This is a genomic window from [Limnothrix rosea] IAM M-220 (assembly GCF_001904615.1).
GTDB lineage: Bacteria > Cyanobacteriota > Cyanobacteriia > Cyanobacteriales > MRBY01 > MRBY01.
In genome coordinates this window covers 1-24,415 of the sequence record NZ_MRBY01000056.1, presented here as the reverse complement: position 1 = coordinate 24,415, position 24,415 = coordinate 1, and the positions used below count along the sequence as shown (strand labels likewise).

The following is a 24,415-nucleotide window of genomic DNA, read 5'->3' as shown; positions in this document are numbered from 1 at the left end:
CTCCCATTCACCGCGTCGTACTTCCGAGCATGCTTAAGCAAAACTCACGTTATTCAAAGGGCGATCGAGGTTTCAACGAGCCATGGATCTAGGTCAAATTTCTCACAACTCAGCCACCCTAATCGATGCAGACTCGGCTCCCCTTAAAAGTATCTATACTTTCCTTAAACTTTTTTATTTCGAAAGATAAAGATGAATATCTCAAAAGTTATAGAAATGAGAATAAAAACTTACGTCTTTTGATGTACTTAAGTATCTAAGAAAAATACTTTTAATCGCCTAAATTATGGATTTTCTCTAGGTCTAGTGGCCAACTTTAGTACAGCTTTTTAAATTCTCAAACCATTGTGCTGCAATGTGAAAAGCCATTTCGAAATGAAATGGCTTTGTCAATAAAATAGGTTTTAAATGGTTTCTTATAGTGGGATCTATATAAAAGAGGTGATCCCTTGTTATATTTCGTGATTATGATTATGCCTGACATAGAAGCAAAACTAGTGTTTTGTAATCTTTTTTTTATATTTAGGATAACTTTTTTTTATTACTTTTTGTAAAGTTATGTTTCATGCCATCAAGGGAAGCGCCAAGGAGTTTTGAGAGCCACACTTCGGCATTGTGAATTGGATATTTTTTGTTGGCTTTGAGGGGATCTACCATTGGCTCAACCAAGATAGTGAATAATCCTAGGCGGTTGCCTGCGAGTACGTCGGTAAAGAGGCGATCGCCAACCATGGCCACTTGCTGAGGGCGTAGATCCATTGCATCCATCGCCTTACGGAGTTTGGTGCGGGACGGTTTTTTTGCGCCGAGTAGATAGGGGGCATCGAGCATTTCAGCGATCCGTCCGATTCGTTTTTGGCTGAGGTTATTGCTAACGAGCCAAATATCGGCAGTTCGCTTCATTTCCGTTGTCCATTGGAGCAAGTCGTCTGATGCGTGGGGTTGCCGCATGGGCACAAGGGTTTCGTCAACGTCGAGGATCAACCCTTTAATGTTGTTACGACGCAAAATTTCTGGGGTGAGGTGCAGAATTGTCTGACCTAAAATAAGGTCTGGTTCCAACAAGCTGGGATTAAAAAGCGCCATAACAATTCAACGGGATCAGGGTAAATTTAATGTTTATTTTAGCGGCTATGTAGTGGGTTTTTGACTTTGGATGATTTGCAAACTGCCGCCGGCATGAAGTTCTTGTTTAAAAATTTCAAATCCGGCTGCTGTGAGCTGTTTTCCTAGGTCAGCACGAATCATTTTCCAGGCGGTATGGGTCTCGAACAGATACATAAAGGTGTACAAACCGGGAATAAAAATGGGGTTTGTGGGCTGGTGAAGGTCAATGAATGTGAAAAAACCGCCGGGCTTGAGGACGCGATAAACTTGCTGAAAAATCTGGGTGAGCTGTTGGGGGGTCATTTCATGGAGGGCGGCACTGGTGTGGACAATGTCAAAGTTATTGTCGGGTAGGGTTATTTTTTCGGCAGGGCTGACAATGTATGTTGCTTCTGGAACGTTTTTTTTTGCCCGTTCAATGGCGAGGGGTGAAATGTCTAAACCTGTAACTTGATGGGAATATTGGGTGAGAAATTTTGTTGTTTGTCCAGCGCCACAGCACAGATCAAGAATTTTAGGATTTTGGGATGTCTGATCGATTAATCCTTTGAGGGCAAGGTTACGAAAACGGGTTTCGCCACCCACCGCTAGGGCGGCTAGACGGGAAATCGTATCGTAAATCCATTGGTATTTGTAGCTTAGGGGTCGTAAAAAGGTTGCCATGGCGATCGCCTCCCAGAAATGCGCGAAGAGTCCTGCTCCATAAGATAAGGGATCTTGTGGATGGAGGTTGCCCTGGGCAAAAACTGGAAATTGTGTAAAGACAAGGCAATAGGGCAAAATCAATAAGGACTTATTTTGTGTAGTTGAGATTTGCTGTGACTATTTGGGAATTAGATTTTTATTCGCGTCCAATTTTGGATGACAATCAGAAAAAACTATGGGAAGTGCTCATTTGCGAAACGCCCACCAGCATCAAACAAGGCGGGGCGGATCTATTTCGCTACAGTGAATTTTGCACGAATAAAGAGGTAAACTCGATCACTTTAAAAAATGCTATCCAAAAGGCGATCGCCGAATCTGGCACTAGCCCAAGCAAGATTCGCTATTTTCGTCGTCAGATGAATAATATGATTTCCAAAGGCTGTGAAGATGCAGGGATTCCGGCCTCCCCATCCCGCCGAGCCTATACGCTGATGCAGTGGCTCGAACAACGTGCCCAAGAGGTTTATCCTGAGCACCCTAACTACGATGAGCAATCGGCAAAGACCACCTCAGTCCAATATCCGACCCTCAATGCGATCGCCCTACCCGATGCTGTGCGGGGCGACAAAGGCGACAAGTGGGCGATCGTTTCCCTCGAAGCCTCCGCCTTTGAAGATTTTGACGACTGGGAAATTGATTTTGGTGAACCCTTCCCCCTCACCAATCTAGAGCCGACAACGCAAATTCCGGGACTACTCATTTTTTCCCCCCGTGCTGTTCCCCTCGCTGGATGGATGTCTGGTCTAGAGCTGGGATTTTTGCATCTGCTCGAACAGCCTCGCCCCAGTATGGTCTTAGAAACGGGTGTCAGTGATAGCTGGATTGTGGCAGATCTTCCAAACAAGGGAACTGTGCAGGAAGCGAAAAACTTTGAAACGGCAAAAAAACAAGCCCAAGGTGTTCATTTTCTCGCGGTACAAACGAGCCCTGACGATGAACGCTTCTCTGGTTTCTGGATGCTTAAAGAATAGTTATTCAAGCTAAATTCAGGCTAAATCAATATTGCTTGTCTCAAGATAAAGTCAAGCGTGGTTCTCCACGATAAGCACCATGTGTTGTGCTGTCATCGCATCTAGCCGGATGGTGTACTCGTTTCTGACATGCGCTGATTTAACCCCCAAAAAGCCGCACTGGTGATAAACATAATCAGAGCGTAAATGGCAGCGGGAATTGCCATTGTCTGTGAGTCGAGCAGGGTTGGTGTGCTGGCGATCGCAATGGCGAGGGTGCCATGTTGGATACCCACTTGGAGCGTAATCGATTTCGCACGAGTATGAGCTAATGTCGCGGCGATCGCCAGACCATAGCCTAAAGCCATCATGACCACATTCAAGCTCAGCGTTACCCAGCCAACCTGCAAGAAAAAAACCGTCACATTCGCCCGTTCCCTGACTAAAATCCCCACAATCATTAGAGTCAGGAACAATAAACATAACCACTTCACCGCCTTTTCACAGGTCGCCGCAAATTTTGGTTGATAAACCTTTAGCGCCATACCGATGCTGATGGGAAAAAGTATAATCACAGCTATCTGGAGCACTGTTTCCATAAAAGGTCACGCAATTAGCGTGCCTGTCCCCAGTTGGCTCTAGCTTGAATTCCCATGTCACATTGGAAAAATATTCGCTAAGCCAAAACCCACTAACGGCGACAGAACCAGTTGGGCTATGAGACCAACAATGACGGCTTTCGGCTCCACTACAACCCTTTTAAAATCAGCGGAAGAAAGACGGCCGGCCGTTAAAAAATTGGATTCCATAGGACTAGGCTAAAAAATTCAAGCTTGCTTCGTACTGCATATTTACCCATGACTGAGGAGAACTTGCCATTAAAAATCACCCTCTACTATTTAGTAAAAGGTGATTGGGGTTAAGGGTTATTTTTTCAGAAACACCAGAAATATCGTTGTCGATGTCGATATTAATCTCAAGGCAAGATTTTTACACGAGTGTTTCGGACAAAGGCTTAAAGCTAAAGACGCGATCGCCGCCCATTTCGATGACAACCTTGATTTGGGAATTTTCACGGGTGAGGCTGACTAAATACTCTTGTTCTTGGCGAGAAAGAACATAGCCTTCAATGATCCAGAGAATAATGCCTTTGCTATTGCTTGGTAGATGTTCTAGCTGATAGGTGGCAATGCCGGGAACATAAGCCCGTAAACCGACCATCGCGCCACTACCTGCGATATCTTTTTTACCGAGGTGAGCGGGACGGATACCGTGGTAGTCGGTGAGGTATGCCGCGACATCGCCTAAACCCCGTGCAGTCAGGTTCACGACTTCATAGCCGGAACAACGCAGGCGGCGAATGTAACGACCTTCATAACCACCTTCTAGGGGAGCGTAAATTGCGACGGCGCCGGATTTTTCTACGGTGCGAACAAAGCCTTTTCCAGTGGTTAAAAGTGCCATATCGTTTATTTGAAAATCAGGTATTTGTACTTCTTTGCAGATTATATCGGATTACACCTGACGATAAACCAAGGATTTTCAGGAAATCCCTTGTCATCGTAGGAATTGCGGCGATCGCCCCGCAGTCCCAACAGAATTAGTAATCATATTCATCATCATTATCGCGATTATCTTCCAGACCCGGTCGTCCAATGGGTTTAAAAGCAGGCTCTTTAGTCCATATCGTTAAACCTGCCAGCGATCGCCGCGATGGCGTACCACCGAAGAGAGAAATACCATAGCCAAGCAGAACAGCAGTGGGAATGGTTAGGGCGGATCGCCAAATGCCCAGATTACCTAACCAGCCAATTTCTGTACCGATCACAATTAAAATCACCGCCGCCACAGTGCCATAGAAAGCCCCATTAGCATTGACGCGAGGCAATAGAATACCCATTAGGAAAATACCGAGGAGTGGCCCCAAAAAAATGGCGGAATAGGTAACGAGAAAAGGTAAAAGATCCTGCTCTGTAGACGCAACGTAAAATGCCGACAGGATACCGAGAATGCCCCAGACAATAATTAAAAATTTGGCGACGGTGAGAGAGTCATATTTACTGTTTTTTGCAAAATAACGATCATAAAAATCAACGGTCATACAAGTTGAAACAGAATGTAAAGCAGAGTCAATGGAGGACATGGCCGCTGCGAAAATTGCCGCGACAAGAAAACCGGAAGCTCCCACAGGGACTTGGTTAACAATGAAAAAAGGAAGAATACCATCGCCGCCCACCGTTTCCGGTAAACCTGCATTGAGAGAATAAAAACCAAACAGTAAAACGCCGAGCAATAATGTCGCGGCAACGCCGATAAACCCAGAAAACCACCCCAACAAAATCGCTTTACGAGCAGACGGGACATCGGCACAGGAAACATAGCGTTGGACAGATTGTTGGTTTGTGCCCGCCACCGCAAAGGCAAAAATACCGTAGCCAAAGAGAGCTGTGGGTAAAGAGTAAAGATTGTCCGGATCCCAAGACAGATCGACAACGGCTAGTTTGTCCCCCTCGCCAGCCGCCTGCCACAATGCGCCAAAACCTCCTTCAACGCCATTAATTGCCGCCCAAATGCCTGCACCAATGCCGACAAAAATCATGGCGAACTGCAACACATCAGTCCAGACCACAGCGGTAATACCACCCGTCACCGTGTAGACGATTGAAAAAATACCCACAATCAAAATGGCGATCGCCAAATCAAGACCCGTCACCGTAGAGACAACGACAGATGCCCCAAATAACAACGCTCCCAATCGAGAAATAACAAACAGCAAAAAGCAAAACGATCCGAGAGAACGAGTTTTCGCATCAAAACGTTTTTCGAGATACTCGTAGGCCGTCGTTAAATTTAACCCAACAAAAAAAGGCAAAAATAACCCGATCACTAGGCCATAACCCAATAGATCACCCAGTTGCAGTTGGAGCCAGAGAAACCCATGGCCATAACCTTGGCCGGGGCCACCAAGGAGCGAAGCCGCCGAAAAAGATGTGGCAATAATCGACAGACCCACCGCCCACCAAGGCAGTTGCCGCGACCCGCGAAAATATTCATCGGTATTATTTTGTTTACCACTTGCCGCGAGCCCAATGGCAATCACAATGACCCCATAAACCGCAACAATTAGCCAGTCGAGCGTGCCCATAAAATTTCTCTACTCCTCGTGCCGTAACAGAATGGCTCAAAACTGGTCTTATTCTATGGGGATCGGGAAGTTTCGCTAAGGCTTTGCAACAAATCCATGGGAATTTAGCCATCATGGCGGCGATCGCCCCACTACCGAACAAATCGCCCCCCATGTATTCTCGAAACCATCCACAAACAACACTTAATAAAAAGTACAAATATTTATCGATTTCTGTAAATACAAAACACAAAAAATAAACAAATCCAAACAACTAATACAACCGGGAAAATCACCTACCAAGCTTATTAAAATTCAGATATTCACAAAATAGAAATAGTCTAGACTTTTGCAAAAAAAAGAATTGCAGCCCAAGACATTTCTGTCCATCAAAACCGAGAAAAGCAACATGGTGTTAGCAAAGGAAACCTCATTCTGGAAAAAGCTACGTTTGCAGTGGTTTCTAGCAACCCATGCCGTCGACTGTAGTGTAGACTTCGTCTCTATTCTCTACAAAATTTATTTAAACCACAATAAAATCATCCATTTTCGCAACGGCTACCCCGTTTATTCTTTATCAACACCAGCATTATTTAGTAAGCCCGCTGCCCACTTTATTTCCCGCGCCCTCTACAAAACAATTCAAAATCGTAATCTCCCCAATATGATGAGTTTTGCGGTTAATGATATTTGTAATGCCACCTGTGAACACTGTAGTTTTTTTGAAGGGGTAGAAGAGCCGGGAAGAGCCGTTTTATCCTTGGCTGAATCCCAGAAATTTATTCAAGATTCCCAAGAATTAGGAGTTTCTGTGATTAATTTTGTCGGTGGCGAACCGCTCATGCGAGAGGATTTACCAGATATTATTAAATCTGTCGATCAAGATCTATCAACAACTGTTTTATTTACCAATGGTTGGTATCTAGAAGAAAGGGTAAAGGAACTAAAAAAAGCGGGTTTAGATAGTATTTATATTAGTCTTGATGCGGCAAATGCCAAAGACCATGACAAATTTCGTGGCAAAGAAGGCCTATTTGCCCGTGCTATTCAAGGGGTAAAAAAGGCGAAAGATTTAGGATTTTCAGTGGGTTTTTCCTGCACCATTACACCGGAATCTTATTTTAATGATGGGTGGCGATCGCTGATTGAATTAGGCAAAAAAATTGGTGTCCATGAAGTCTTGATTTTTGATGCTTTACCCACCGGAAGATATGACAAAAGAAGTGATTTGATTGATTCTGGTGATTGGGTTGAGGCCATGATCCAAGCAGCAAAATATTATAACCAGCGCGACGAATATCCCGGTATTACTTTCTATTCCTACGGCACAAGTCATCGCAGTGTTGGTTGCGCCTGTGGCACGAGTTATTTTTATATGTCCCCCTATGGCGACATGATGTCTTGCGATTTTAACCATGCTAAATTCGGCAATATTAAAGAAGAGCCCCTGTGGAAAATATGGCAAAGATTAAGTACTTTACCGGAATTTTGTCAGGCAAAATGGGGGGGCTGCAAAATTAAAGATGCTGATTATCGCACCTCAGAAAATGTCTGCGGTAGTCATCAAGAATCTCGACCATTAACCCGATCTTGAGCTAGGAGAAAGTCACCTATGTTATCGCATGCTTTATTGCTTCAGCCGCTTTTTTATCTAGCCCATTGTAATTTTGATAAAACCCCAACGACGGCAATTATTGGCTTTGAAATTTTTGTCGGGGTTGCGGCGATCGCCGCTTATTTTGTCCTCAGTAAAATCAAAGAAAAAATTTGGTTACACTTTGCTTTAGCGAGTGTTGGCATCCTGATTTTTGAACTATTTACAGGACCGATGTGGCACAACTACCACATGGGAAAATTTGCCTATCTTTATCGCGATGTTAGTTGGATTTTGACCATTGGTTGGACAAGTCTGGTGGTGTCAGTCGTAATTATTACAGACAAGTTTTTGCCACAATTACGGGATATTTATCGCTTTCCTATCTACCTTGGCATACTGACTTTTATTTCATTTCCATTGGAGATTTTAGTGGTTCAACTGGGTATTCGTGGTTATGCCGATGAAACGCTCGCTGTACTATCTGGCATAACATTATTTGATGTGCCCATTGAGGCAATATATTATATTCCAGTCTTTATGGGATTAGTAGTTAGCTTTTATAAATATTGGAGTTTTATTCTCATTGATGATGAGCCGTTGATTCCCCTCAAAAATCGTAAGTGGGTGCGTAGTTTTCTGTTAGCTTTTTTGGCAATTTTCTTGTTTGAAGTAATGATCGAACCGATGGTAATTAATCAAAAATTTCCCAGTTGGTCATATATTTTTCACGACGTTAGTTTTCTAATGATTATTGTGTGGATTTTGATTGTGGGGATTGCTGCTGCTGTCATTGGTCGGTATTTTGCGTATCAACCTGTGCCTTTAAGGTTTGCTTTAGCCATTGGCTTAACAAGTGGTTTCGCTATTCCCTTAGAAGCGTGGCTCATTAATAATAATTTTCGGATTTATGCAGATAATGTTGTGCATGAATATATGGGTTTTAAGCTAGCTGCTTTGAATGTACCGATTGAGCTAGCCTTTGCCATTCCCCTTTATATGGCATTAATTATTGCCTTTATTCGCTATTGGGAAACCATTATTGACAACAGAATTTAAAGCTATTTCTAATGATCTATTGTGATTTTTATTAAGTTGATCGAGATAAACAATGGCAAAGAAAAATTCAAATATTCAAACCTATCGTGTACTTACTGGGATGACGGTTATTTATCTCGGTGTTGCAATTGCTGTCGGTGATTTGGTAAGTGCTGGCACATTAGTTTTGGCCTCAATTATTTGTACCGCAGGTTTATCTCTTATTGTGTGGTTTCCTTGTAGCTGGCTAGTGGGTTTTCTGGTACTTTATTTGATCAATTCCTTGAAACGTAAATCTTTTGTACCCCCATCAGAAATTGTTGTGCAAAGTACTTCTGTCGAAGCAGAACCTACCGCTGTCCTTAGTAATGATATTTTGGCGATCGCCCAATATATTAAAAAAAGCCGTAATAAAGGAGCTAGCGATAGTCAAATTACCAATCGTTTGAAGTGGACAGGCTGGACAGAAAAAGATATTAAAATGGCGTTTACCTATCTTGCTAGTACTCCAATCACTTAAATATTTAAAGCAATAGCCTGATGATTAAAGCCGCGTCTCGCAGTCAGAACTATATTCTAAAAAATCGCTGGTGGATTTATCAAAAAGAAAGATTCCCAATTTTTAAATATGGTTTTTTAATCGCAATTTTTAGCGGTTCAGCAATTAGTTATCCCAACTTATTGGGTGATGTGACAGCAAATTTCTGGGGGGCATGGGGCGTTGCTTTTTTTGTTGCCTTTGGGTGCTTTCTACAAATGCGGATTGCGGATGAATTTAAGGACTATGAAGATGATTGCCAATATCGTCCCCATCGGGCTGTACCACGAGGATTGGTGACTCGTTATGAATTGGGATGTCTAGGCATATTAATAGCAGTTTGCCAGTTATTAATGGTTACTTTTTTCCAAGCTAAACTTGTTTTTTATCTTTGTTTAATTTGGGGCTATTTCACTCTGATGTGTGTGGAGTTTGGGATACGGCAATGGCTTAAAGCTCATCTTAGTATTTACATGTTGTCCCATATGGTGATTTTGCCATTGATTGCTTTATTTTGTTTGGCTTGTCGTAGTCCTATAAAAAATGAGTATTTTCTATTTTGTCTAACTTGTTTTTTTAACGGTATTGTTATTGAAATTGGGCGGAAAATTCGTGCCCCTCAAGATGAGAAAGTTGGTGTTGAAACCTATAGTTCAATTTGGCAACCAAAAACAGCGACTTTAACTTGGTTATTAGCAATTTTCTTGACGGCGATCGCCGCTATTTTAAGTGCAGGACAGATTAATTTTGTGATACCAATGGCTGTTATTTTAATGCCGTGGATTTTATTAGCTGCTGGCATTAGTTACTGGTTTATAAAAACGCTTAATCGTAAATCAGCAAAATGGCTTGACCGCATGGCAGGTATGTGGACAGTTATACTCTATTTTAGTTTGGGATTATTACCTTTCTATCTACAGTTTTAAATTCCCATTATCAAGTAAAAAATAATGAAACTCACTTGGCTAGATGATATTCAGATTAATCAAACAGAGGTGGGTGGCAAAGCGTTGGCGATCGCCCAATTACGACAGGCTAATTTTTCTATACCCAATGGATTTGTCTTATCGGACTTAGAGTTTATTAGTTGTCAGAAATTAGTTGCCGATAATATCCATAGTCAAGAAGAAAAAACTAATCATTCATTAGATCTACAGCTTTCTATTAATAATCAAGCTGTAATTCAAAAGGCGATCGCCACGCTCTGCCCAAATAATGAACTTTTAGCTGTGCGTTCTTCTGCCATTGGTGAAGATAGTAATATTGCTTCCTTTGCAGGTCAATTTAAAAGTATTTTAAATGTTCGAGTAGAAAATATTGAAGCAGAAATTCTTAAAGTATGGCAATCGGCATCAGACAATACTGTCAAAAGTTATCGCCAGACTAAACATCTTCAGATTCAACCGATGGCTATTTTAATTCAGCCGATGATTGCCGCAGAAATAGCAGGGGTTGCCTTTAGCCGGGATCCAATTTCTGCTGAGCAAAATATTATTATCAATGCGGTGAGAGGTTTAGGCGATCGCCTAATGGCAGGGGACATAACCGGTCAAAACTATGTTATAAATCGACTTAATAATATTATCGAATCGCCTCAAGAGTCACCCATTTTAGATAATAAAAAAATACTAGAAATTACGAGTTTAGTTCGTCAAATTGAGCAATATTTTGGGCAACCCCAAGATATAGAATGGGCGATCGCCGCAAACCAGCTTTATTTATTACAAGCACGACCGATTACAACGCTCCATAATTTACTTGAGGTCGATGGTATTTTCCAGCTTTGGGATAATAGCAATATCATTGAAAGTTACAGCGGTATTACCACACCTCTAACTTTTTCTTTCGCTCGTAAAGCCTATACTGAGGTGTATCAACAGTTTTGCTTTTTTATGGGAGTCTCTCCACAAAAAATCTCCCAAAAGCGCACTGTATTTCAGAATATGATTGGCTTTATTCAAGGTCGAATTTATTATAATCTATTGAATTGGTATCGAGTCCTTGCGATGCTCCCAGCCCTAAAGCTTAATGCCGGTTTTATGGAGCAAATGATGGGTGTTAAGGAAGAATTGCCAAAAAATTTTATTAAAGAAATTCAAGCGGAAGCAGAAATCAAAAACTGGGGCGATCGCCGCCAATCTTTTCAGACAATTTTGGTTTTATTTTTTAATTTTTTTACTCTCGAAAGTCGCATCAAAAAATACTACCAGCGTATCGAAACGGTTGTAACGCCAACTAAAAATTTGACTCCGCCGATCGATATGAATTTGTGGCGCGCCGATGAATTGGTCAATCACTATCGTACGGTAGAAGAAAAATTATTAGCCCATTGGGATGCCCCACTGATTAATGATTTCTTTGCCATGATTTTCTATGGTTTACTACGTACAACTACCGAGAAATGGTGTGGTGACCAAACAAATTCGTTACATAATGCCTTAATCGCTTCGACCGAAAATGTTGTTAGTGCAGAACCTTTAAAATTAATGCATGAGATGGCAGCAGAGCTACAGGCTTTAGATATCGAAATTTTAGCAAAGGGAAGTCTCAAAGAGATTCAGCAATGGTTAAAAAAACAGCCTGAATTTACTTTAAAATATCAAGTGTATCTAGAAAAGTTTGGCGATCGCTGCCTAGGAGAGCTGAAACTAGAAAGCCCAACTTTACGAGATCAACCTTTATCTTTATTTCGATCTATTGCGCAGCTAGCCCAGATTCCTAACATCAAAAATACTTCCAACAAATCTATGCAAGTAGAGGCAGAAGTCACCGCATTTTCTACTTTAAAAAATAATATTTTTAAGCGATTTATTTTTTATTGGATTTTAAAAAATACAAGGAGACTAATTCGTAACCGTGAAAATTTACGCTTTGAGCGCACTAAAGTTTTTGGTCTTGCTCGCCGAATTTTTATGCAGTTAGGAAAACGTTTATCACAGATCAATCGGCTAAATTCTGACGAAGATATTTTTTATTTAGAAGTCGAAGAAATAATGGGTTTTGTGAGCGGCACTGCAACTTGCCAAAATCTTCAAGGATTAGTTGATTTACGCCGACAGGAATATCAAATGTATCAGCAAACATCAGTTCCCGGCGATCGCTTTTCGACTAGGGGCATCGTGTATCAGGGCAATCAATTTCAGGCATCAGCACCCGCAGAAATGCCAACCTCAAACCTCTACCAACAAGGCAAAAGTTGTGCGGTTGGTCGGGCACAAGGCGAAGTGCGTATCGTTAAAAATCCGCAGCAATTTCTGCAACAATGCTCCCACAATGCAGGTGCTGGCTATATTCTGGTGGCAGAGTCCACAGATCCGGGTTGGGTATTGCTCTTTCCCCACGCGGCGGGTTTGCTCGTAGAACGGGGGAGTGTTTTGTCCCATGTGGCCATTGTCTGTCGTGAGCTAGGGTTGCCGATGATTACGGATTTGGTGGGTATCACGCAGTGGTTACATGATGGCGATCGCGTTGAGATAGATGGTGCAACGGGTAAAATTTATAAACTGGAAACTGAGGCGATCGCCCCTTCAAATGTCTCCAGAAAGTATGTCTAAAAAATTTGCAGAGATTCGTTATTCGCAGTGTTGGGAAGATACGGATGTCATGCTTGCTGCGCTAGACGTGCAGCCTTTTCATACTTGTCTTTCTATTGCGTCGGGTGGCGATAATACGCTGGCATTACTAAGCTGTAAACCGAAAAAAGTTATTGCAATAGATTTTAGTTTGGCGCAGATTGCTTGTTTAGAATTGCGTGCTGCTGCCTATCAAAATTTAAGCCATCAAGAAATGCTTTGGCTCGTGACTTCTGCGGTAAATGTCGAGTCAAAATTGCGGCTAGATTTGTTTTCTCGGTGTCGTGCTGATTTGTCTCCTACTGTCCAAAAGTTTTGGGGCGATCGCCGCAGTATTCTCGAAAATGGCTTAATGTCTGGTGGTAAATTTGAGCGCTATTTGACTCTTTTTCGCCGGCGAATATTGCCCTTGATTCATTCCAAAAGAATTCTTGATGAATTATTTCAACAGGGCAATTATCATCAACGAGAAATTTGGTTTGAGAAATCTTGGAATACATGGCGTTGGCAATGGATTTTCAGGTTATTTTTTTCGCGGTTTGTAATGGGAAAACTAGGGCGAGATCCAAGCTTTTTTAAATATGTCGAAGAAAATGTTGCCGCTGCAATTTTACAACGGGCTAATTCTGCTTTAGTGAAACATAATCCCCAAGAAAATTCTTACTTACAGTGGATTGCGACAGGCAATTACCAAACAGCTTTACCCTTTGCCCTACGACCAGAAAATTTTGAGTTGATTCGAGCAAACCTAGACCGTCTTGAGATCCACCACTCTAGTCTCAGTAATTTTCTGAAAAATCAGCCTTTTACCATAATTAATCGCTTTAATCTTAGTAATATTTTTGAGTGGATATCCCTCGAAGATTACCAAAAATTACTCAATCAAATCCTAAACATTAGTACAAAAAATACCCGCCTCGTCTACTGGAATTTACTCGTAGATAGACATAGCAAATTAATTGAATTTCCCATGAGAGTAAATAAGCCTTTAAACAAACCTCTTTCCTTGGGGGATGTGGTTCAGGCAGAAGGGGTTTCGAGCAGCCGCATAACCGACGGAGAACTCACCCCTAACCCGTGCCAAGAGGGGAATTTAGTCAGGCGATCGCCTTTGAGTTCCCAAACAGAATTAGCCGAAAAACTCTACCAAGAAAGCCGAATTTTCTTTTATAAACGCTTAGTGATTGAAGATGTGGAAAGTTAACGATCTTCTAAAGCAAATCGAATCAGCTGATCCACTAATTTATCAAAGGTAATGCCTGTATTTTTCCAGAGCTGGGGATACATACTCAGAGACGTAAAACCGGGTAACGTATTAATTTCATTGATCAATACATCGCCTGTTTCTTCGACATAGAAAAAATCAACCCGCCCAATCCCCGCACAGTCTAATGCCTGAAAAGCGGCGATCGCCCCCTCTTGGACTTTTTCAACAATATCAGCGGGCAACTCAGCCGGGATTTTCATACTGGATTGACCATCGGTGTACTTCGTTTCGTAATCGTAAAAATCACTCTCAAAGCAGATTTCACCCACCACCGAAGCCTTGGGATTACTGTTGCCCAGCACCGCACATTCCACCTCACGGGCATTCACACCCGCCTCGACAATAATACGACGGTCATACTTTGCCGCGAGATCTAAGGCAGCTTCGAGTTCAGCACGGGTACGCACTTTACTGATCCCCACAGAAGAGCCGAGATTAGCGGGTTTAACGAACATCGGATAATTTAATTTTGCTTCAACGTTGTCGCATATTTTCGGAAAAACACAAGGGCTAGACCACACTTCCGAGCGCAACACACCAACATAATCCACCTGCGCCAAACTCGCTTGAGCAAAGATCATTTTCATCGCAAGTTTGTCCATGCCAGCAGAAGAGCCGAGGACATTACTGCCCACAAAGGGCTTTTCCATGAGGGTCAACAAACCCTGCAATGTGCCATCTTCACCATTGGGGCCATGAATAATCGGGAACCACACATCTACCGTGGGCGCAGCGGCAGGAAATTGCCAACGGGCAGCAGGGTCAACGGTTTCAGGGTCAACGGACTTGCCTGATTTTAAAATGTCACTCGAAAAATCTGGGTCATGCCAAATGCCACCCTTATCGATGTAGAAAGGTAGAAGCTCATATTTTGCGGGATTTTCGCCCATTTGAAAGGCACTGGCGATCGCCTGAGCTGAGACAATGGAAACCTCATGTTCACCGGATTTCCCCCCAAAAAGTAACCCAACCCGTTGTGTCGTCATTGCAGCTATATCCCTAAAACATCGGGATACATTATAGGGTGCAGTGTCTCGATCCCGATGCTCCCCAAGTCAGACTGTTACCCTCTGACAATACCTATTCCACCGATTCCTCAAGATGTGGTGGCGGCACCGTAAGCAACAGCTCAGCCTCTGCCCGCCGCGCCTCTTCTCGCTCTAATTGCTTTGCCGCCTCATCCGCCGCATTGAGGGTATCCAGAATCTCCCAAATTCTTTGGAGCAGCTGATCCAGCCCCGCCCGCGACACCGCCGAAATGGTCATAATTTCATGATCCGTGATTTCCTGTAATTCTTCCTTGATAAAGTCTGAAAATTCGCGATCGCCCGTATCCAGCTTATTCAGCGCAACGATTTGAGGCAGCTCCGGTAAACCGCGACCGTAAGCGAGTAATTCCTGTTGAATGGTCACATAATCTTGAATTGGGTCTTCCGCATTCAGGTCAACCAAATGCACCAAAACCCTTGTGCGTTCAATGTGCCGTAGAAATTCGTGACCCAGCCCCACACCCTGATGGGCTCCTGCAATCAAGCCGGGAATATCAGCAAACACTGTGCCATCCCCCGTCGGACGACGTACCACCCCCAAATTAGGGATCAAAGTCGTAAAGGGATAATCCCCAATTTTCGGACGGGCAGAAGATAAAGCCGAAATAAGCGTCGATTTCCCCGCATTCGGCAGACCAATTAAACCCACCTCCGCCAAAAGTTTTAGTTCTAGACGCACCTGCTTAATTTCCCCTTCCAAACCCGGAAGCGCATGTTCGGGCGCGCGATTTTTGTTACTGAGAAAGTGCTTATTCCCTAAACCACCTTTGCCGCCTGCCGCAATACAAAAGGTTTCGCCGTGGGTAATGAGATCGCAAATTTCTTCGCCTGTTTCTTTGTCATAAACCACCGTACCGCAAGGCACATCAACAATTAGATCATCCCCTGACGCGCCAGTGCAATTACCATTGCCGCCCTTCTGACCATCCGGCGCTTTAAAGATACGAGCGTAGCGAAAATCAAGGAGTGTTTGTAAATTCTGCTCTGCCCGAAAGATCACTGAGCCGCCCCAGCCACCATTCCCCCCGGCGGGGCCACCAGCGGGTACATATTTTTCCCGACGAAATGCCACGATGCCATCGCCTCCTTTTCCGGCGATCACTTCTACTTCGGCTTGGTCAATAAATTGCATGGGTTTCGATGGGTGAAAAATTGCGAGGCATTTTTTTGGCAATCAATTATTATACGCTGTAAACTGCTAAAACTATTGTGTGATTAGATTTGTTGCTCAGTTTGCGTAGGGGTGATTAGGAGACAACTGTTATCCTAGGAAGGACGCGTTTGAGAATAAAAAGAGATGGGACGACAGGGTTTATTGGTTAGTTTTGTGGCAGGTTGTTTGTGGTGTTTATTGAGTTGGTTGCCGTTCTCTCAGGCGGAGGCTTTAACGCCCATCAAGCTTTATGATCTCAGTTATGAAAAATGTCCGGCGGAAATGCAGGGGATTGTCACTAGCGGCTCTAACCGTGATGCCAATTGCTTTTTGATTAAGGGCAAAGCCAAGAATGCGACGAATAAATTCATTGTTGATGCGGATGTGTTTGGACGCATTTATGACGGTAATGGCTCACCAACTTTTGAAAACCGTGGTCGTGTCGGCACGATTATGGAGGTGCCTCCCGGGGAAAGTGATTTTGAGATTCCGGTTTCTGTCGCGGCAAATCAACCGGAACCGTTACAGCTGAAGCAATTTAAGGCCTCTGGTTTTACGTCCCAGGTGCGTCCTTTTTATTATGACAATGACGATATCTAGTTCTGGTGCGTGGCGACGGTTTCGTGCTAATCGCACAGCGATACTGGGTGGGGTTGTCCTTGGGGCGATCGCCCTCAGTATTTTTTTATTGCCTGTGTTTTATTCTGTGCCCATTGATGCCATTGATTTTGCGCGGGGTTCTTTACCCCCTAGTTTTTCCCATCCCTTCGGCACTGATGATCTCGGCCAAGATCAATTGGCAAGGGTGCTATTTGGTGGCAAAATTTCCCTGAGTGTTGGCTTGGCGGCCATGCTGGTGGCGATCTTTCTTGGGACGACCGTTGGGGCGATCGCCGGATTTTATGGCGGCTGGATCGATCAACTCTTGATGCGCCTCACCGATTTATTTCTATCCCTCCCCCAATTGCCAGTATTGTTACTGGTGGTCTATCTCTTTCGCGAAAAACTAAGGGCGATCGCCGGAGCCGAGTGGGGCACATTTATACTTGTCGTCGTCGTGATCGGCAGTCTGAATTGGATGTCTGTCGCTCGTTTAGTCCGGGCAAAATGTCTCAGCATTAAAGAATTAGAATTTGTCGCAGCAGCAAGGGCGATCGGCGCTAACCCCTTCCGAATTTTACAAATGCATATTCTCCCGAATCTCATGAGCCTGATCATTGTCGCGGCCACCCTCTCCGTCGGTAACGCCATCATCACCGAATCCACCCTCAGCTTCCTCGGCTTAGGCTTTCCGCCCGACGTGCCCACTTGGGGCAGAATGCTCTACGATGCCCAGAATTTTCTGACCTCTGCTCCCCATATGGCACTATTTCCGGGACTCGCTATTTTCCTAACAGTGTTGAGCCTGAACTACCTCGGCGATGGTTTACGCGATGCCTTTGATCCAAAATCCTAAGATTGCGTAATAAAAATCAAAATTCCCGCAACCGTATGACTGACAAAATTCGCGATAAAAACCGTCATAATCAAGCGTAAATCTTTAGATAAAACCACTACTAGTAAGCGATCTGCCCACTGCGGTAATTTTAGATCAATGTCTTCAATTTGTTCCCCCGTCGGTAACACAAAAGTGCGGAGCAGCGTCAGCGCCTTTAGCTCAAAATAAAATATCGCCCCGAAGTACAACACCATTGCAGGCAACAACGGATCAGAAAATGGATTCACCGCAATATCCGCCAGTAGCTTTTCACTGACAATACCCAACAGCATGTACCCCAAAATATCGTCTTGGATATTTGTACCTTCGAATAGATAAAACGTCAGGGAAACGATGAGCCAACCAAAGTTAAACGAAAATAAATTCACTAAAAATAAATAGATAATGCTGTCTCGCTTAGCCACCCCTTCGATGTAATGCAAGATCGCTGCCTCGATCGCCACCATCACCAGAAAAAGCATGCATTGGATCACTATCCATTTAATCGGCAGCAATAAAATCATAGGGTTCTGCGCAGGATCACCAAAACAATTAACTTATATTTTGAGGTTAATTCACTTTCTCCATTCGTTATGGCAAAAAAAACAAAACAACGATATCCGCATTTACTTGGTTCAAAATGGACAGCCACTCAAAAAACCTGGGGATGGCGTCATTTCCAAGTCATGAATCGTCGCAATGAAGGTAAATGGGTGTTTGCCGAATTAGTTTCGTCCTGCGATCCGGACACGCGGTTTTGGATCAATGCGAAACAACTCAAGGATAAGGACATGTGGGAGGCCGGCTGGAAAACCCTTGAGGAAATGAATTCTGAACCGGAAGTGCCATTCTGGCAAGAGTAGCCGCAAACTTGCCATAAACTAACTATTAATTAGTATAGATTTTATTGACTGGAGATTCGGCGATCGCCCCCTGCTGGAAATCAGAGAAATAACCGACTGAACGTTGCTAGACGCAAAACAAGAAACATAATAGAATCCAGAAGCAAAACTTTATCCAGTCACCAATTACAGAAAAGTTGACTAGGATAGAAACCAACTAATCACATTATCGAAACTAGGGGTTAGCGCACCAGTGGGTTTATTTAGTCGCCTTTCATTTTCACGGGACATGGGTATTGATCTTGGCACAGCCAATACACTTGTCTATGTGTCCGGTAAGGGAATTGTGCTCGAAGAACCTTCCGTCGTTGCCATTCACAAAGACAAAGGCCCTTTAGCTGTCGGTCTAGAAGCCAAGAAAATGCTTGGTCGTACACCGGATAATGTCGTTGCGATTCGTCCCCTCAGAGATGGCGTTATCGCGGATTTTGACACTGCCGAGTTGATGTTGAAGCATTTTATTCGTCGTGTCCATGATGGTCGTAATCCCCTCGTTCGTCCCCGCATGGTCATTGGGATTCCGAGCGGTGTCACTGGTGTTGAACGTCGTGCTGTCGAGGAAGCAGCCAAGGAAGCAGGGGCAAGCGAAGTTTATTTGATTGATGAGCCTGTCGCGGCGGCGATCGGTGCAGGCCTACCCGTGTCAGAACCCACCGGCAACATGATTATTGACATTGGGGGTGGCACAACGGAAGTTGCTGTTCTCAGTTTGCAAGGCACTGTCCTCAGCGAATCAGTGCGAGTTGCCGGCGACGAACTGAGCGACTCCATCATGCTCTACATGAAAAAAGTCCATAATCTCGTTATTGGTGAACGTACCGCCGAAGACATTAAGATTCAGTTGGGTTCTGCCTATCCCACGGAAGACGAAGAACCAATTATGGAAGTGCGTGGTTTGCACCTCCTGTCGGGCTTGCCGAGAACTGTCACGATTAAAGCACCCGAAATCCGAGAAAGTATGTCCGAACCTTTATCGGTCATTGTTGAGGCGGTGAAACGTACCCTTGAACGTACTCCCCCTGAGTTGGCCGCAGACATCATTGACCGGGGCATTATGTTAGCTGGCGGCGGTGCTCTCCTGAAAGGTCTAGATACTCTAATTAGCCATGAGACGGGCATCGTGACTCACATTGCCCCCGATGCTCTCAGTTGCGTCGTTTTGGGGACAGGCCGTGTCCTTGAGAATTTCAAAAATCTAGAGCGTGTGTTTAATAGCTACGCTCGCTACGAGTAATGTTAGGGTCGGGATGATGATAGTTAAGGGTCTATGTTGATGTTCCGCCGCTGGTGGCAACGCAACGGTTTTTCGCTCGTTTTTGTTGGCATTGGTTTGTCAGCGGCATTTTTTTTGCGGCAAACTCAGGGTGGTATCATCCAAGAGTTTTATGCGTTATTGGTCAATGGTGACGGGACAGGTTCTTCTCCTGTGGAAGAAGAAATTCTTTTGCAGAATAGTAAATTACGGGAGTTACAGGGTCGCGTTGTAGAGTTGGAGCAGCAAAATCAACAACTCAAAGATCTACTAGATTTTTCCCAAGAGGTAAATCAAACGGCGATCGCCGCCCCAGTGATCGGCCGTAGCCCAGATTCTTGGTGGCAACAAATTACCATCGGCAAAGGGAGTAACGCTGGCATTAAAGAAGGCGATACCGTATTTGGCATTGGTGGTTTAGTCGGTCGTATCACTCAGGTAACCCCCAATAGCAGTCGTGTAATGCTCGTGAGCGATCCGAGTCAGCAGATCGGTGTAATAGTGGCTCGCAGTCGACATCAAGCCTATTTGAAAGGACAAAGTCAAAACCAGCGCAGACCGCAAACAGCACAAATGGTGTTTTATGAAAAAGTGCCGGATGTTGATGTGGGGGATCTCGTCACCACCTCAAATTTGAGTATTCTTTACCCCCAAGGTATTCCCGTTGGTAAAGTGACGGCCGTTGATAAAAAAGGGGGACCTGCCCCCATTGCAACGGTCGAGTTATCGGCTTCTTTTACAGTCTTGGAATGGGTTCTGGTCTCTCCCTTTGAACAGAAACCGTTGGATTTTGAGCGTTTACCAGAACAAAATGTCGAAGAAGAAGTTTTCTAAACCTGTTAATCCATGGCTCAATGGGATTATTATTTTTGGGTCGCTGCTGGTGTGCTCTTTGTTGTTATTAGTACGGACACCGGGTATGACGATTTTGGGGTTTAGCCCCCAGTGGCTGCTAATGTGGCTTGTGGCTTGGAGCATTAAGCGCAATGTTTCTATTGCGGTCTTGGTGGCGATCGCTGTCGGCTTTCTCCACGATAGTTTGATGGTTAGTGCCGTTCCTAGTCATATTCCCGGTTTTGTGATTGTGGCGTGGCTCACCGCCAGTTGGCGACAGCAAAGATATCTGCAAGAGGACTTTATTTCCCTAGCCCTCATTGTTTTTATGATGACCCTAGTGGCTGAAACCGTGATGGCAATACAATATTTACTGTTTGGCCTACAGTCCTTAGAAAATATTTGGCTGGATTACCAACAAATCGCTTTAGCTTCTGCTGTCCTGAGTAGTCTCTGGGCACCTTTGGTTTGTACTCCCCTCGTCCGCTGGTGGGATCAGGTGAGGGCATTGGATAGGCAATAATTTAAATTTTGAGTGCAGCTTTTCGGTTTATGGTCATATCGATCCATGAGGAAATGAGCCGTTGCCAAGAGGTTAGAGCAGATGTGGTCTGGGCTATAGGATTTGAGATACTGTTCGTCACGAATGCCGCAGGTAAGGGCGATCGCCGGAATATTAGACCGTTGCGCCGCCACAATATCCGCCTCCGTATCACCCACCATTAACCAATCATCACTGAGTTGACCCTGCTCGGCGATCGCTTCTGTGAGAAGAGCTGTTTTGACATCAATATTATTTTGGTAGGCAGTATGGCGATCATCGCTGCCATAGATACCACTAAACAAACGTTTAAGACCATAGCCATCTAACATCCTATGGACTTGCTGCTCTTCGCGGAGCGTCACCAACACCAGCTTTACCCCAGCAGCATGGAGCAACCCAAGCGACCAATTAATCCCATTTTGCATCGCGTCTAAATGCAACAAATCAGTACCATTAACAATTTCTTGCACATAGCCCAGAAAAAAAGTAATCTCCTCTTCCTGCAATCCAGATCGCATGGCAATCTCAATATCACTCACACGGCGGCGTTTCATTTTCCAAAATTGACCCTTCGTTAAAAGTCGAACCGGGAGAGACTGACCCTGTTGAGCATAAATTCTATGAGTGTGTTGTAGAGCTTTCTTGTAAGTGCCATAATACCGCTCCGACACATCGACTAGAGGACCGTCAAAATCACAAAATAAAGTCAAATTAAGACGTCTACGACCAATGGGCTGGGGCATACCGAGTGAAGCCGTGGCTTTGTGAAAGAAATCAGTGATGGTCATGCGTTGTTTTTAGGATAAGTGGTCTGACAAGCTGCTCTATACCTTTAGCATGGTCAGCTAGGAGAATTTTGTTCTATCAAACACACATAATCTGAGTGACGTTTAGACAAACTCTCAAAAAACAAATGCCGTAACTATTCTTTACAATAGCAAATTTTTTTACGGAGTAGCTTGAGTGAAATTACTGACACTATCGCTTTTCCCTAGTTTTGTTGACAATGGTGTGGGTCGTCAGTGTCTTAGGTAAAGGTTGGACTATGGTGATGCCCAATGGGTTTTAGATGGTGATGATGTCTTTCCTTGGGGCAGGTCTCAAAGCGTGGGAGTCATAATAGGTATTCAGGGTAGGGTTAAACTTCCCCTCAATCTTCTGCTGAGAGGGGACGCAATTTTAGTCTTGCTTAATCGAAAAAATTTTTTGCCGACAAAAGAAGATTGGCGATGAGAGGAGTCTTCCTGCAGGGCGATCGCCGTTTTTTAGCCACCACTAACCGAAAAAGTATCGCTATTGCCATACCAAGTCTCTACACTTTCAGCAGAAATCGTATTCGGTAGCGGACAACCTTCAATGGGTTCATGGTCTTCTAGGGGGCTCTCATCAATGAGACTATAATCCGGCTTGGTGTAGGCATGTCTATTTTCGTCATAGGCCAGCACTTCGCCATTTTCGATATTGTAGATCCAACCGTAAATTTTTAATTTACCCTGGTGCATCCGGGAGCGAACAACGGGGTAAGTCTTGAGATTATCGATTTGCACAAGAACGTTCTCGGCAACAAGGGTCTCCACCAACTCATCACCATGACAATGGGGATAGGTATCTTGCACAAGGCGGCGGGTCGCTTCTGCCTGCTTTAGCCAGTCAAAGACGAGGGGCATACTACTTTGCAGCTTGTTAAGTTTCAGTAGGCCTTTCATTGCGCCACAGTGGGAGTGACCGCACACAATAATTTGACGGATATCTAAGCCTTCTAGGGCGTATTCAATGGTGCCACCTTCGCCACCGTTTGCGGCTCCAAAGGGGGGAATAATATTGCCTGCATTACGAATGACGAAAAGCTCACCAATATCTGTTTGGGTGATTAGGCCGGGATCAACACGGGAGTCTGAACAACAGATAAAGAGGACGCGAGGTTTTTGACCATGCTTTAGTTGTTCAAAAAGGTCAACGTGGCTAGCGACGTAGCTCTGTTTGTATTTATCTAATCCGCGAATGAGTTTTTTCACCAATCGATCGCCCGTACTCGGAGTTCAAAATCTGTGCGAAACAATAGTAAACCAAAATGATCCCCTTACCGAAGGTGACCTATGGGGATTTACTAAGTCGGTGAGATGAATACCTAACTGCGGGCGATCGCCACAATGGGCATTACCTTACCTGCGGCTTAAACAATTATTGAGGTGTTGCATCAACATTAGCTTATCTAGATTTCGTCCAATCAAAACTAATTGATTCGATGGTTTAGTTGGCCATTGATCTTGATTGAGGGTATAACGTTTGCCACTGAGCTGGAAAATAAATCGTTCAGTTTCCCACTGGAACCACAGCAACCCCTTCGCCCGGTAGATATTGTCCGGTAATTGTTCCGTTAAAAAGTGTTGGAATTTATTCACATCAAAGGGGCGATCGCTCGTAAAAGATAAAGAATCAAAACCATCATTCTTTAAATGAGTAGAGACTCCCCCCAGTTGCCCCTGAGCTGGTGACTCCAGCAGCTGTTGCCACCCATCCTGCTGAGCCGGAGAAGTAAGTCCCACATCCAAAATCATATGGAGGGGAACCACACCATGGCTACAGTGCAATATCCTTGCGCCCTCTTTCACTTGGTGAATATGAGATTCAGCAGCCTTAACCTGCTCTAGTGAGACAAGATCAACTTTGTTGAGCAAAATAATATCGCCATAGGCCACTTGATTGAGAGCCGCCTCACTATTCAGAAATTCTGGAGAAAACATTTCGGCATCAACCACCGTCAAAATCGAATCTAGCCGCGTAAAATGTTTGAGCTCAGTGCCAATAAAAGTCAAGGCTAAGGGCAAAGGATCTGCAACACCACTGGTTTCTACCACTAGATAATCAATAGTTTCTTCCCGCTCTAAAATGTCATAGATTGTCTCAATTAAGCCATCATTCATGCTGCAACAGATACAACCATTGCTAAGCTGCATCATGTCTTTATCTGCCGCAATTAGCAGCTGGCTATCGATATTGATACTGCCAAATTCATTGACGAGCACTGCAATCTTTAAACCTTGCTGATTTTGCAAGATGTGATTGAGTAATGTGGTTTTGCCGCTACCGAGAAACCCAGTCACAATCGTTACTGGCATCCCCTGATTGGGCATATTCACAATTTGAGATACAAGGTTTTCAGAGAGCATTGGTATTAGAGCGACATCTCAAGCTTGAATAATCTTTGGGTGTCATTGCTTGAGTTGAAATGATAACCGTTCTCAAATATATCACTAACGTCAGTTATGGATAAGAATGTAGCCAAAATTCTTTAGAGAAAAGGAGACA

At 44.0% G+C, this 24,415-nt stretch carries 25 protein-coding genes; 13 read left to right on the top strand and 12 right to left on the bottom strand.

Annotated features, from left to right (window positions below; all coding sequences use genetic code 11):
- Positions 1 to 522: 522 nt before the first annotated feature.
- Positions 523 to 1,086: a YqeG family HAD IIIA-type phosphatase gene (locus NIES208_RS16240; RefSeq protein WP_075894030.1), complete on the bottom strand. Its 564-nt coding sequence runs from the start codon at positions 1,084 to 1,086 to the stop codon at positions 523 to 525.
- A 45-nt stretch (positions 1,087 to 1,131) separates the two neighbouring features.
- Positions 1,132 to 1,770, bottom strand: coding sequence for a class I SAM-dependent methyltransferase (locus NIES208_RS16235; protein WP_075894032.1), 639 nt, complete (start codon positions 1,768 to 1,770; stop codon positions 1,132 to 1,134).
- A gap of 155 nt (positions 1,771 to 1,925) precedes the next feature.
- Between NIES208_RS16235 and NIES208_RS16230 the strand changes: the two genes are divergently transcribed.
- Positions 1,926 to 2,783: a Tab2/Atab2 family RNA-binding protein gene (locus NIES208_RS16230; protein ID WP_075894029.1), complete on the top strand. Its 858-nt coding sequence runs from the start codon at positions 1,926 to 1,928 to the stop codon at positions 2,781 to 2,783.
- Between the two features lie 101 nt (positions 2,784 to 2,884).
- Here the strand turns inward: NIES208_RS16230 and NIES208_RS16225 are convergent, their stop codons facing one another.
- The 4 genes from NIES208_RS16225 to NIES208_RS16215 form a co-directional block, all read right to left on the bottom strand.
- Positions 2,885 to 3,361, bottom strand: coding sequence for a bile acid:sodium symporter family protein (locus NIES208_RS16225; protein ID WP_225875335.1), 477 nt, complete (start codon positions 3,359 to 3,361; stop codon positions 2,885 to 2,887).
- 57 nt (positions 3,362 to 3,418) lie between these two features.
- Positions 3,419 to 3,571, bottom strand: a complete 153-nt coding sequence (locus tag NIES208_RS19460; RefSeq protein WP_225875334.1) for a hypothetical protein — start codon at positions 3,569 to 3,571, stop codon at positions 3,419 to 3,421.
- A gap of 181 nt (positions 3,572 to 3,752) precedes the next feature.
- A complete protein-coding gene (gene ndhN, locus NIES208_RS16220; protein ID WP_075894028.1) occupies positions 3,753 to 4,226 on the bottom strand; it encodes an NAD(P)H-quinone oxidoreductase subunit N in 474 nt (157 codons plus the stop codon).
- Between the two features lie 136 nt (positions 4,227 to 4,362).
- Complete coding sequence (locus tag NIES208_RS16215; protein ID WP_075894027.1) at positions 4,363 to 5,907, bottom strand: sodium:solute symporter family transporter; 1,545 nt, start codon at positions 5,905 to 5,907, stop codon at positions 4,363 to 4,365.
- Between the two features lie 388 nt (positions 5,908 to 6,295).
- On the opposite strand from NIES208_RS16215, the gene NIES208_RS16210 reads away from it, so the two are divergent.
- Genes NIES208_RS16210 through NIES208_RS16185 form a run of 6 tightly spaced genes read left to right on the top strand, consistent with a single transcriptional unit; the run spans position 6,296 to position 13,832 of the window.
- Positions 6,296 to 7,480 (top strand): radical SAM/SPASM domain-containing protein, encoded by a 1,185-nt coding sequence (locus NIES208_RS16210; protein WP_075894031.1) that lies wholly within the window; start codon positions 6,296 to 6,298, stop codon positions 7,478 to 7,480.
- An 18-nt stretch (positions 7,481 to 7,498) separates the two neighbouring features.
- The gene (locus NIES208_RS16205) at positions 7,499 to 8,539 is read left to right on the top strand and encodes a hypothetical protein (RefSeq protein WP_075894026.1); all 1,041 of its coding nucleotides are present in this window, start codon (positions 7,499 to 7,501) and stop codon (positions 8,537 to 8,539) included.
- Between the two features lie 52 nt (positions 8,540 to 8,591).
- Positions 8,592 to 9,038, top strand: a complete 447-nt coding sequence (locus NIES208_RS16200; protein ID WP_075894025.1) for a hypothetical protein — start codon at positions 8,592 to 8,594, stop codon at positions 9,036 to 9,038.
- Between the two features lie 20 nt (positions 9,039 to 9,058).
- Positions 9,059 to 9,982 carry a UbiA family prenyltransferase gene (locus NIES208_RS16195; protein ID WP_075894024.1) on the top strand — a complete coding sequence of 308 codons (924 nt, stop codon included), beginning with the start codon at positions 9,059 to 9,061 and terminating at the stop codon, positions 9,980 to 9,982.
- A 24-nt stretch (positions 9,983 to 10,006) separates the two neighbouring features.
- The gene (locus NIES208_RS16190) at positions 10,007 to 12,610 is read left to right on the top strand and encodes a PEP/pyruvate-binding domain-containing protein (RefSeq protein WP_075894023.1); all 2,604 of its coding nucleotides are present in this window, start codon (positions 10,007 to 10,009) and stop codon (positions 12,608 to 12,610) included.
- Positions 12,603 to 13,832, top strand: coding sequence for a BtaA family protein (locus NIES208_RS16185; protein ID WP_225875333.1), 1,230 nt, complete (start codon positions 12,603 to 12,605; stop codon positions 13,830 to 13,832). Before NIES208_RS16190 ends, NIES208_RS16185 begins: the two co-directional genes overlap by 8 nt.
- Here the strand turns inward: NIES208_RS16185 and NIES208_RS16180 are convergent.
- On the bottom strand, positions 13,829 to 14,881 hold the full coding sequence (locus NIES208_RS16180) for a D-alanine--D-alanine ligase family protein (protein WP_075894022.1): 1,053 nt from the start codon (positions 14,879 to 14,881) through the stop codon (positions 13,829 to 13,831). The genes NIES208_RS16185 and NIES208_RS16180 overlap by 4 nt on opposite strands.
- Before the next feature lie 94 nt (positions 14,882 to 14,975).
- Complete coding sequence (obgE, locus tag NIES208_RS16175; RefSeq protein WP_075894021.1) at positions 14,976 to 16,076, bottom strand: GTPase ObgE; 1,101 nt, start codon at positions 16,074 to 16,076, stop codon at positions 14,976 to 14,978.
- 165 nt (positions 16,077 to 16,241) lie between these two features.
- On the opposite strand from obgE, the gene NIES208_RS16170 reads away from it, so the two are divergent.
- Both NIES208_RS16170 and NIES208_RS16165 read left to right on the top strand, forming a co-directional pair.
- Entirely contained in the window at positions 16,242 to 16,697 is a 456-nt protein-coding gene (locus NIES208_RS16170) for a hypothetical protein (RefSeq protein ID WP_075894020.1), read from the top strand.
- On the top strand, positions 16,678 to 17,553 hold the full coding sequence (locus NIES208_RS16165) for an ABC transporter permease (protein ID WP_075894019.1): 876 nt from the start codon (positions 16,678 to 16,680) through the stop codon (positions 17,551 to 17,553). The genes NIES208_RS16170 and NIES208_RS16165 overlap by 20 nt, the downstream gene beginning before the upstream one ends.
- Here the strand turns inward: NIES208_RS16165 and NIES208_RS16160 are convergent.
- A complete protein-coding gene (locus tag NIES208_RS16160; protein ID WP_075894018.1) occupies positions 17,550 to 18,098 on the bottom strand; it encodes a hypothetical protein in 549 nt (182 codons plus the stop codon). The two genes, NIES208_RS16165 and NIES208_RS16160, sit on opposite strands and share 4 nt — an antisense overlap.
- Positions 18,099 to 18,167: 69 nt before the next feature.
- Here NIES208_RS16160 and NIES208_RS16155 point away from each other — a divergent pair, with 69 nt between their 5' ends.
- From NIES208_RS16155 to mreD, 4 genes are all read left to right on the top strand, one after another.
- Positions 18,168 to 18,437, top strand: coding sequence for a TIGR02450 family Trp-rich protein (locus NIES208_RS16155; protein WP_075894017.1), 270 nt, complete (start codon positions 18,168 to 18,170; stop codon positions 18,435 to 18,437).
- Between the two features lie 232 nt (positions 18,438 to 18,669).
- A complete protein-coding gene (locus NIES208_RS16150) occupies positions 18,670 to 19,710 on the top strand; it encodes a rod shape-determining protein (RefSeq protein WP_075894016.1) in 1,041 nt (346 codons plus the stop codon).
- Positions 19,711 to 19,743: 33 nt separating this feature from the next.
- Entirely contained in the window at positions 19,744 to 20,562 is an 819-nt protein-coding gene (gene mreC / locus NIES208_RS16145) for a rod shape-determining protein MreC (protein WP_075894015.1), read from the top strand.
- Positions 20,540 to 21,085, top strand: a complete 546-nt coding sequence (gene mreD, locus NIES208_RS16140) for a rod shape-determining protein MreD (RefSeq protein ID WP_075894014.1) — start codon at positions 20,540 to 20,542, stop codon at positions 21,083 to 21,085. The genes mreC and mreD overlap by 23 nt, the downstream gene beginning before the upstream one ends.
- Here the strand turns inward: mreD and NIES208_RS16135 are convergent.
- The 3 genes from NIES208_RS16135 to NIES208_RS16120 form a co-directional block, all read right to left on the bottom strand.
- Positions 21,058 to 21,894 (bottom strand): HAD family hydrolase, encoded by an 837-nt coding sequence (locus NIES208_RS16135; protein WP_075894013.1) that lies wholly within the window; start codon positions 21,892 to 21,894, stop codon positions 21,058 to 21,060. The two genes, mreD and NIES208_RS16135, sit on opposite strands and share 28 nt — an antisense overlap.
- Positions 21,895 to 22,371: 477 nt before the next feature.
- Positions 22,372 to 23,121, bottom strand: a complete 750-nt coding sequence (locus NIES208_RS16125; RefSeq protein ID WP_075894011.1) for a carbonic anhydrase — start codon at positions 23,119 to 23,121, stop codon at positions 22,372 to 22,374.
- Between the two features lie 147 nt (positions 23,122 to 23,268).
- A complete protein-coding gene (locus NIES208_RS16120) occupies positions 23,269 to 24,240 on the bottom strand; it encodes a CobW family GTP-binding protein (protein WP_225875336.1) in 972 nt (323 codons plus the stop codon).
- Positions 24,241 to 24,415: the final 175 nt, after the last annotated feature.

Bases quoted from the DNA above. Each gene is read 5' to 3' on its own strand.
- NIES208_RS16240 (WP_075894030.1), bottom strand. From the start codon at position 1,086: ATGGCGCTTTTTAATCCCAGCTTGTTGGAACCAGACCTTATTTTAGGT.
- NIES208_RS16235 (WP_075894032.1), bottom strand. From the start codon at position 1,770: ATGGCAACCTTTTTACGACCCCTAAGCTACAAATACCAATGGATTTAC.
- NIES208_RS16225 (WP_225875335.1), bottom strand. From the start codon at position 3,361: ATGGAAACAGTGCTCCAGATAGCTGTGATTATACTTTTTCCCATCAGC.
- NIES208_RS19460 (WP_225875334.1), bottom strand. From the start codon at position 3,571: ATGGAATCCAATTTTTTAACGGCCGGCCGTCTTTCTTCCGCTGATTTT.
- ndhN (WP_075894028.1), bottom strand. From the start codon at position 4,226: ATGGCACTTTTAACCACTGGAAAAGGCTTTGTTCGCACCGTAGAAAAA.
- NIES208_RS16215 (WP_075894027.1), bottom strand. From the start codon at position 5,907: ATGGGCACGCTCGACTGGCTAATTGTTGCGGTTTATGGGGTCATTGTG.
- NIES208_RS16210 (WP_075894031.1), top strand. From the start codon at position 6,296: ATGGTGTTAGCAAAGGAAACCTCATTCTGGAAAAAGCTACGTTTGCAG.
- NIES208_RS16205 (WP_075894026.1), top strand. From the start codon at position 7,499: ATGTTATCGCATGCTTTATTGCTTCAGCCGCTTTTTTATCTAGCCCAT.
- NIES208_RS16200 (WP_075894025.1), top strand. From the start codon at position 8,592: ATGGCAAAGAAAAATTCAAATATTCAAACCTATCGTGTACTTACTGGG.
- NIES208_RS16195 (WP_075894024.1), top strand. From the start codon at position 9,059: ATGATTAAAGCCGCGTCTCGCAGTCAGAACTATATTCTAAAAAATCGC.
- NIES208_RS16190 (WP_075894023.1), top strand. From the start codon at position 10,007: ATGAAACTCACTTGGCTAGATGATATTCAGATTAATCAAACAGAGGTG.
- NIES208_RS16185 (WP_225875333.1), top strand. From the start codon at position 12,603: ATGTCTAAAAAATTTGCAGAGATTCGTTATTCGCAGTGTTGGGAAGAT.
- NIES208_RS16180 (WP_075894022.1), bottom strand. From the start codon at position 14,881: ATGACGACACAACGGGTTGGGTTACTTTTTGGGGGGAAATCCGGTGAA.
- obgE (WP_075894021.1), bottom strand. From the start codon at position 16,076: ATGCAATTTATTGACCAAGCCGAAGTAGAAGTGATCGCCGGAAAAGGA.
- NIES208_RS16170 (WP_075894020.1), top strand. From the start codon at position 16,242: ATGGGACGACAGGGTTTATTGGTTAGTTTTGTGGCAGGTTGTTTGTGG.
- NIES208_RS16165 (WP_075894019.1), top strand. From the start codon at position 16,678: ATGACAATGACGATATCTAGTTCTGGTGCGTGGCGACGGTTTCGTGCT.
- NIES208_RS16160 (WP_075894018.1), bottom strand. From the start codon at position 18,098: ATGATTTTATTGCTGCCGATTAAATGGATAGTGATCCAATGCATGCTT.
- NIES208_RS16155 (WP_075894017.1), top strand. From the start codon at position 18,168: ATGGCAAAAAAAACAAAACAACGATATCCGCATTTACTTGGTTCAAAA.
- mreC (WP_075894015.1), top strand. From the start codon at position 19,744: ATGTTGATGTTCCGCCGCTGGTGGCAACGCAACGGTTTTTCGCTCGTT.
- mreD (WP_075894014.1), top strand. From the start codon at position 20,540: ATGTCGAAGAAGAAGTTTTCTAAACCTGTTAATCCATGGCTCAATGGG.
- NIES208_RS16135 (WP_075894013.1), bottom strand. From the start codon at position 21,894: ATGACCATCACTGATTTCTTTCACAAAGCCACGGCTTCACTCGGTATG.
- NIES208_RS16120 (WP_225875336.1), bottom strand. From the start codon at position 24,240: ATGCCCAATCAGGGGATGCCAGTAACGATTGTGACTGGGTTTCTCGGT.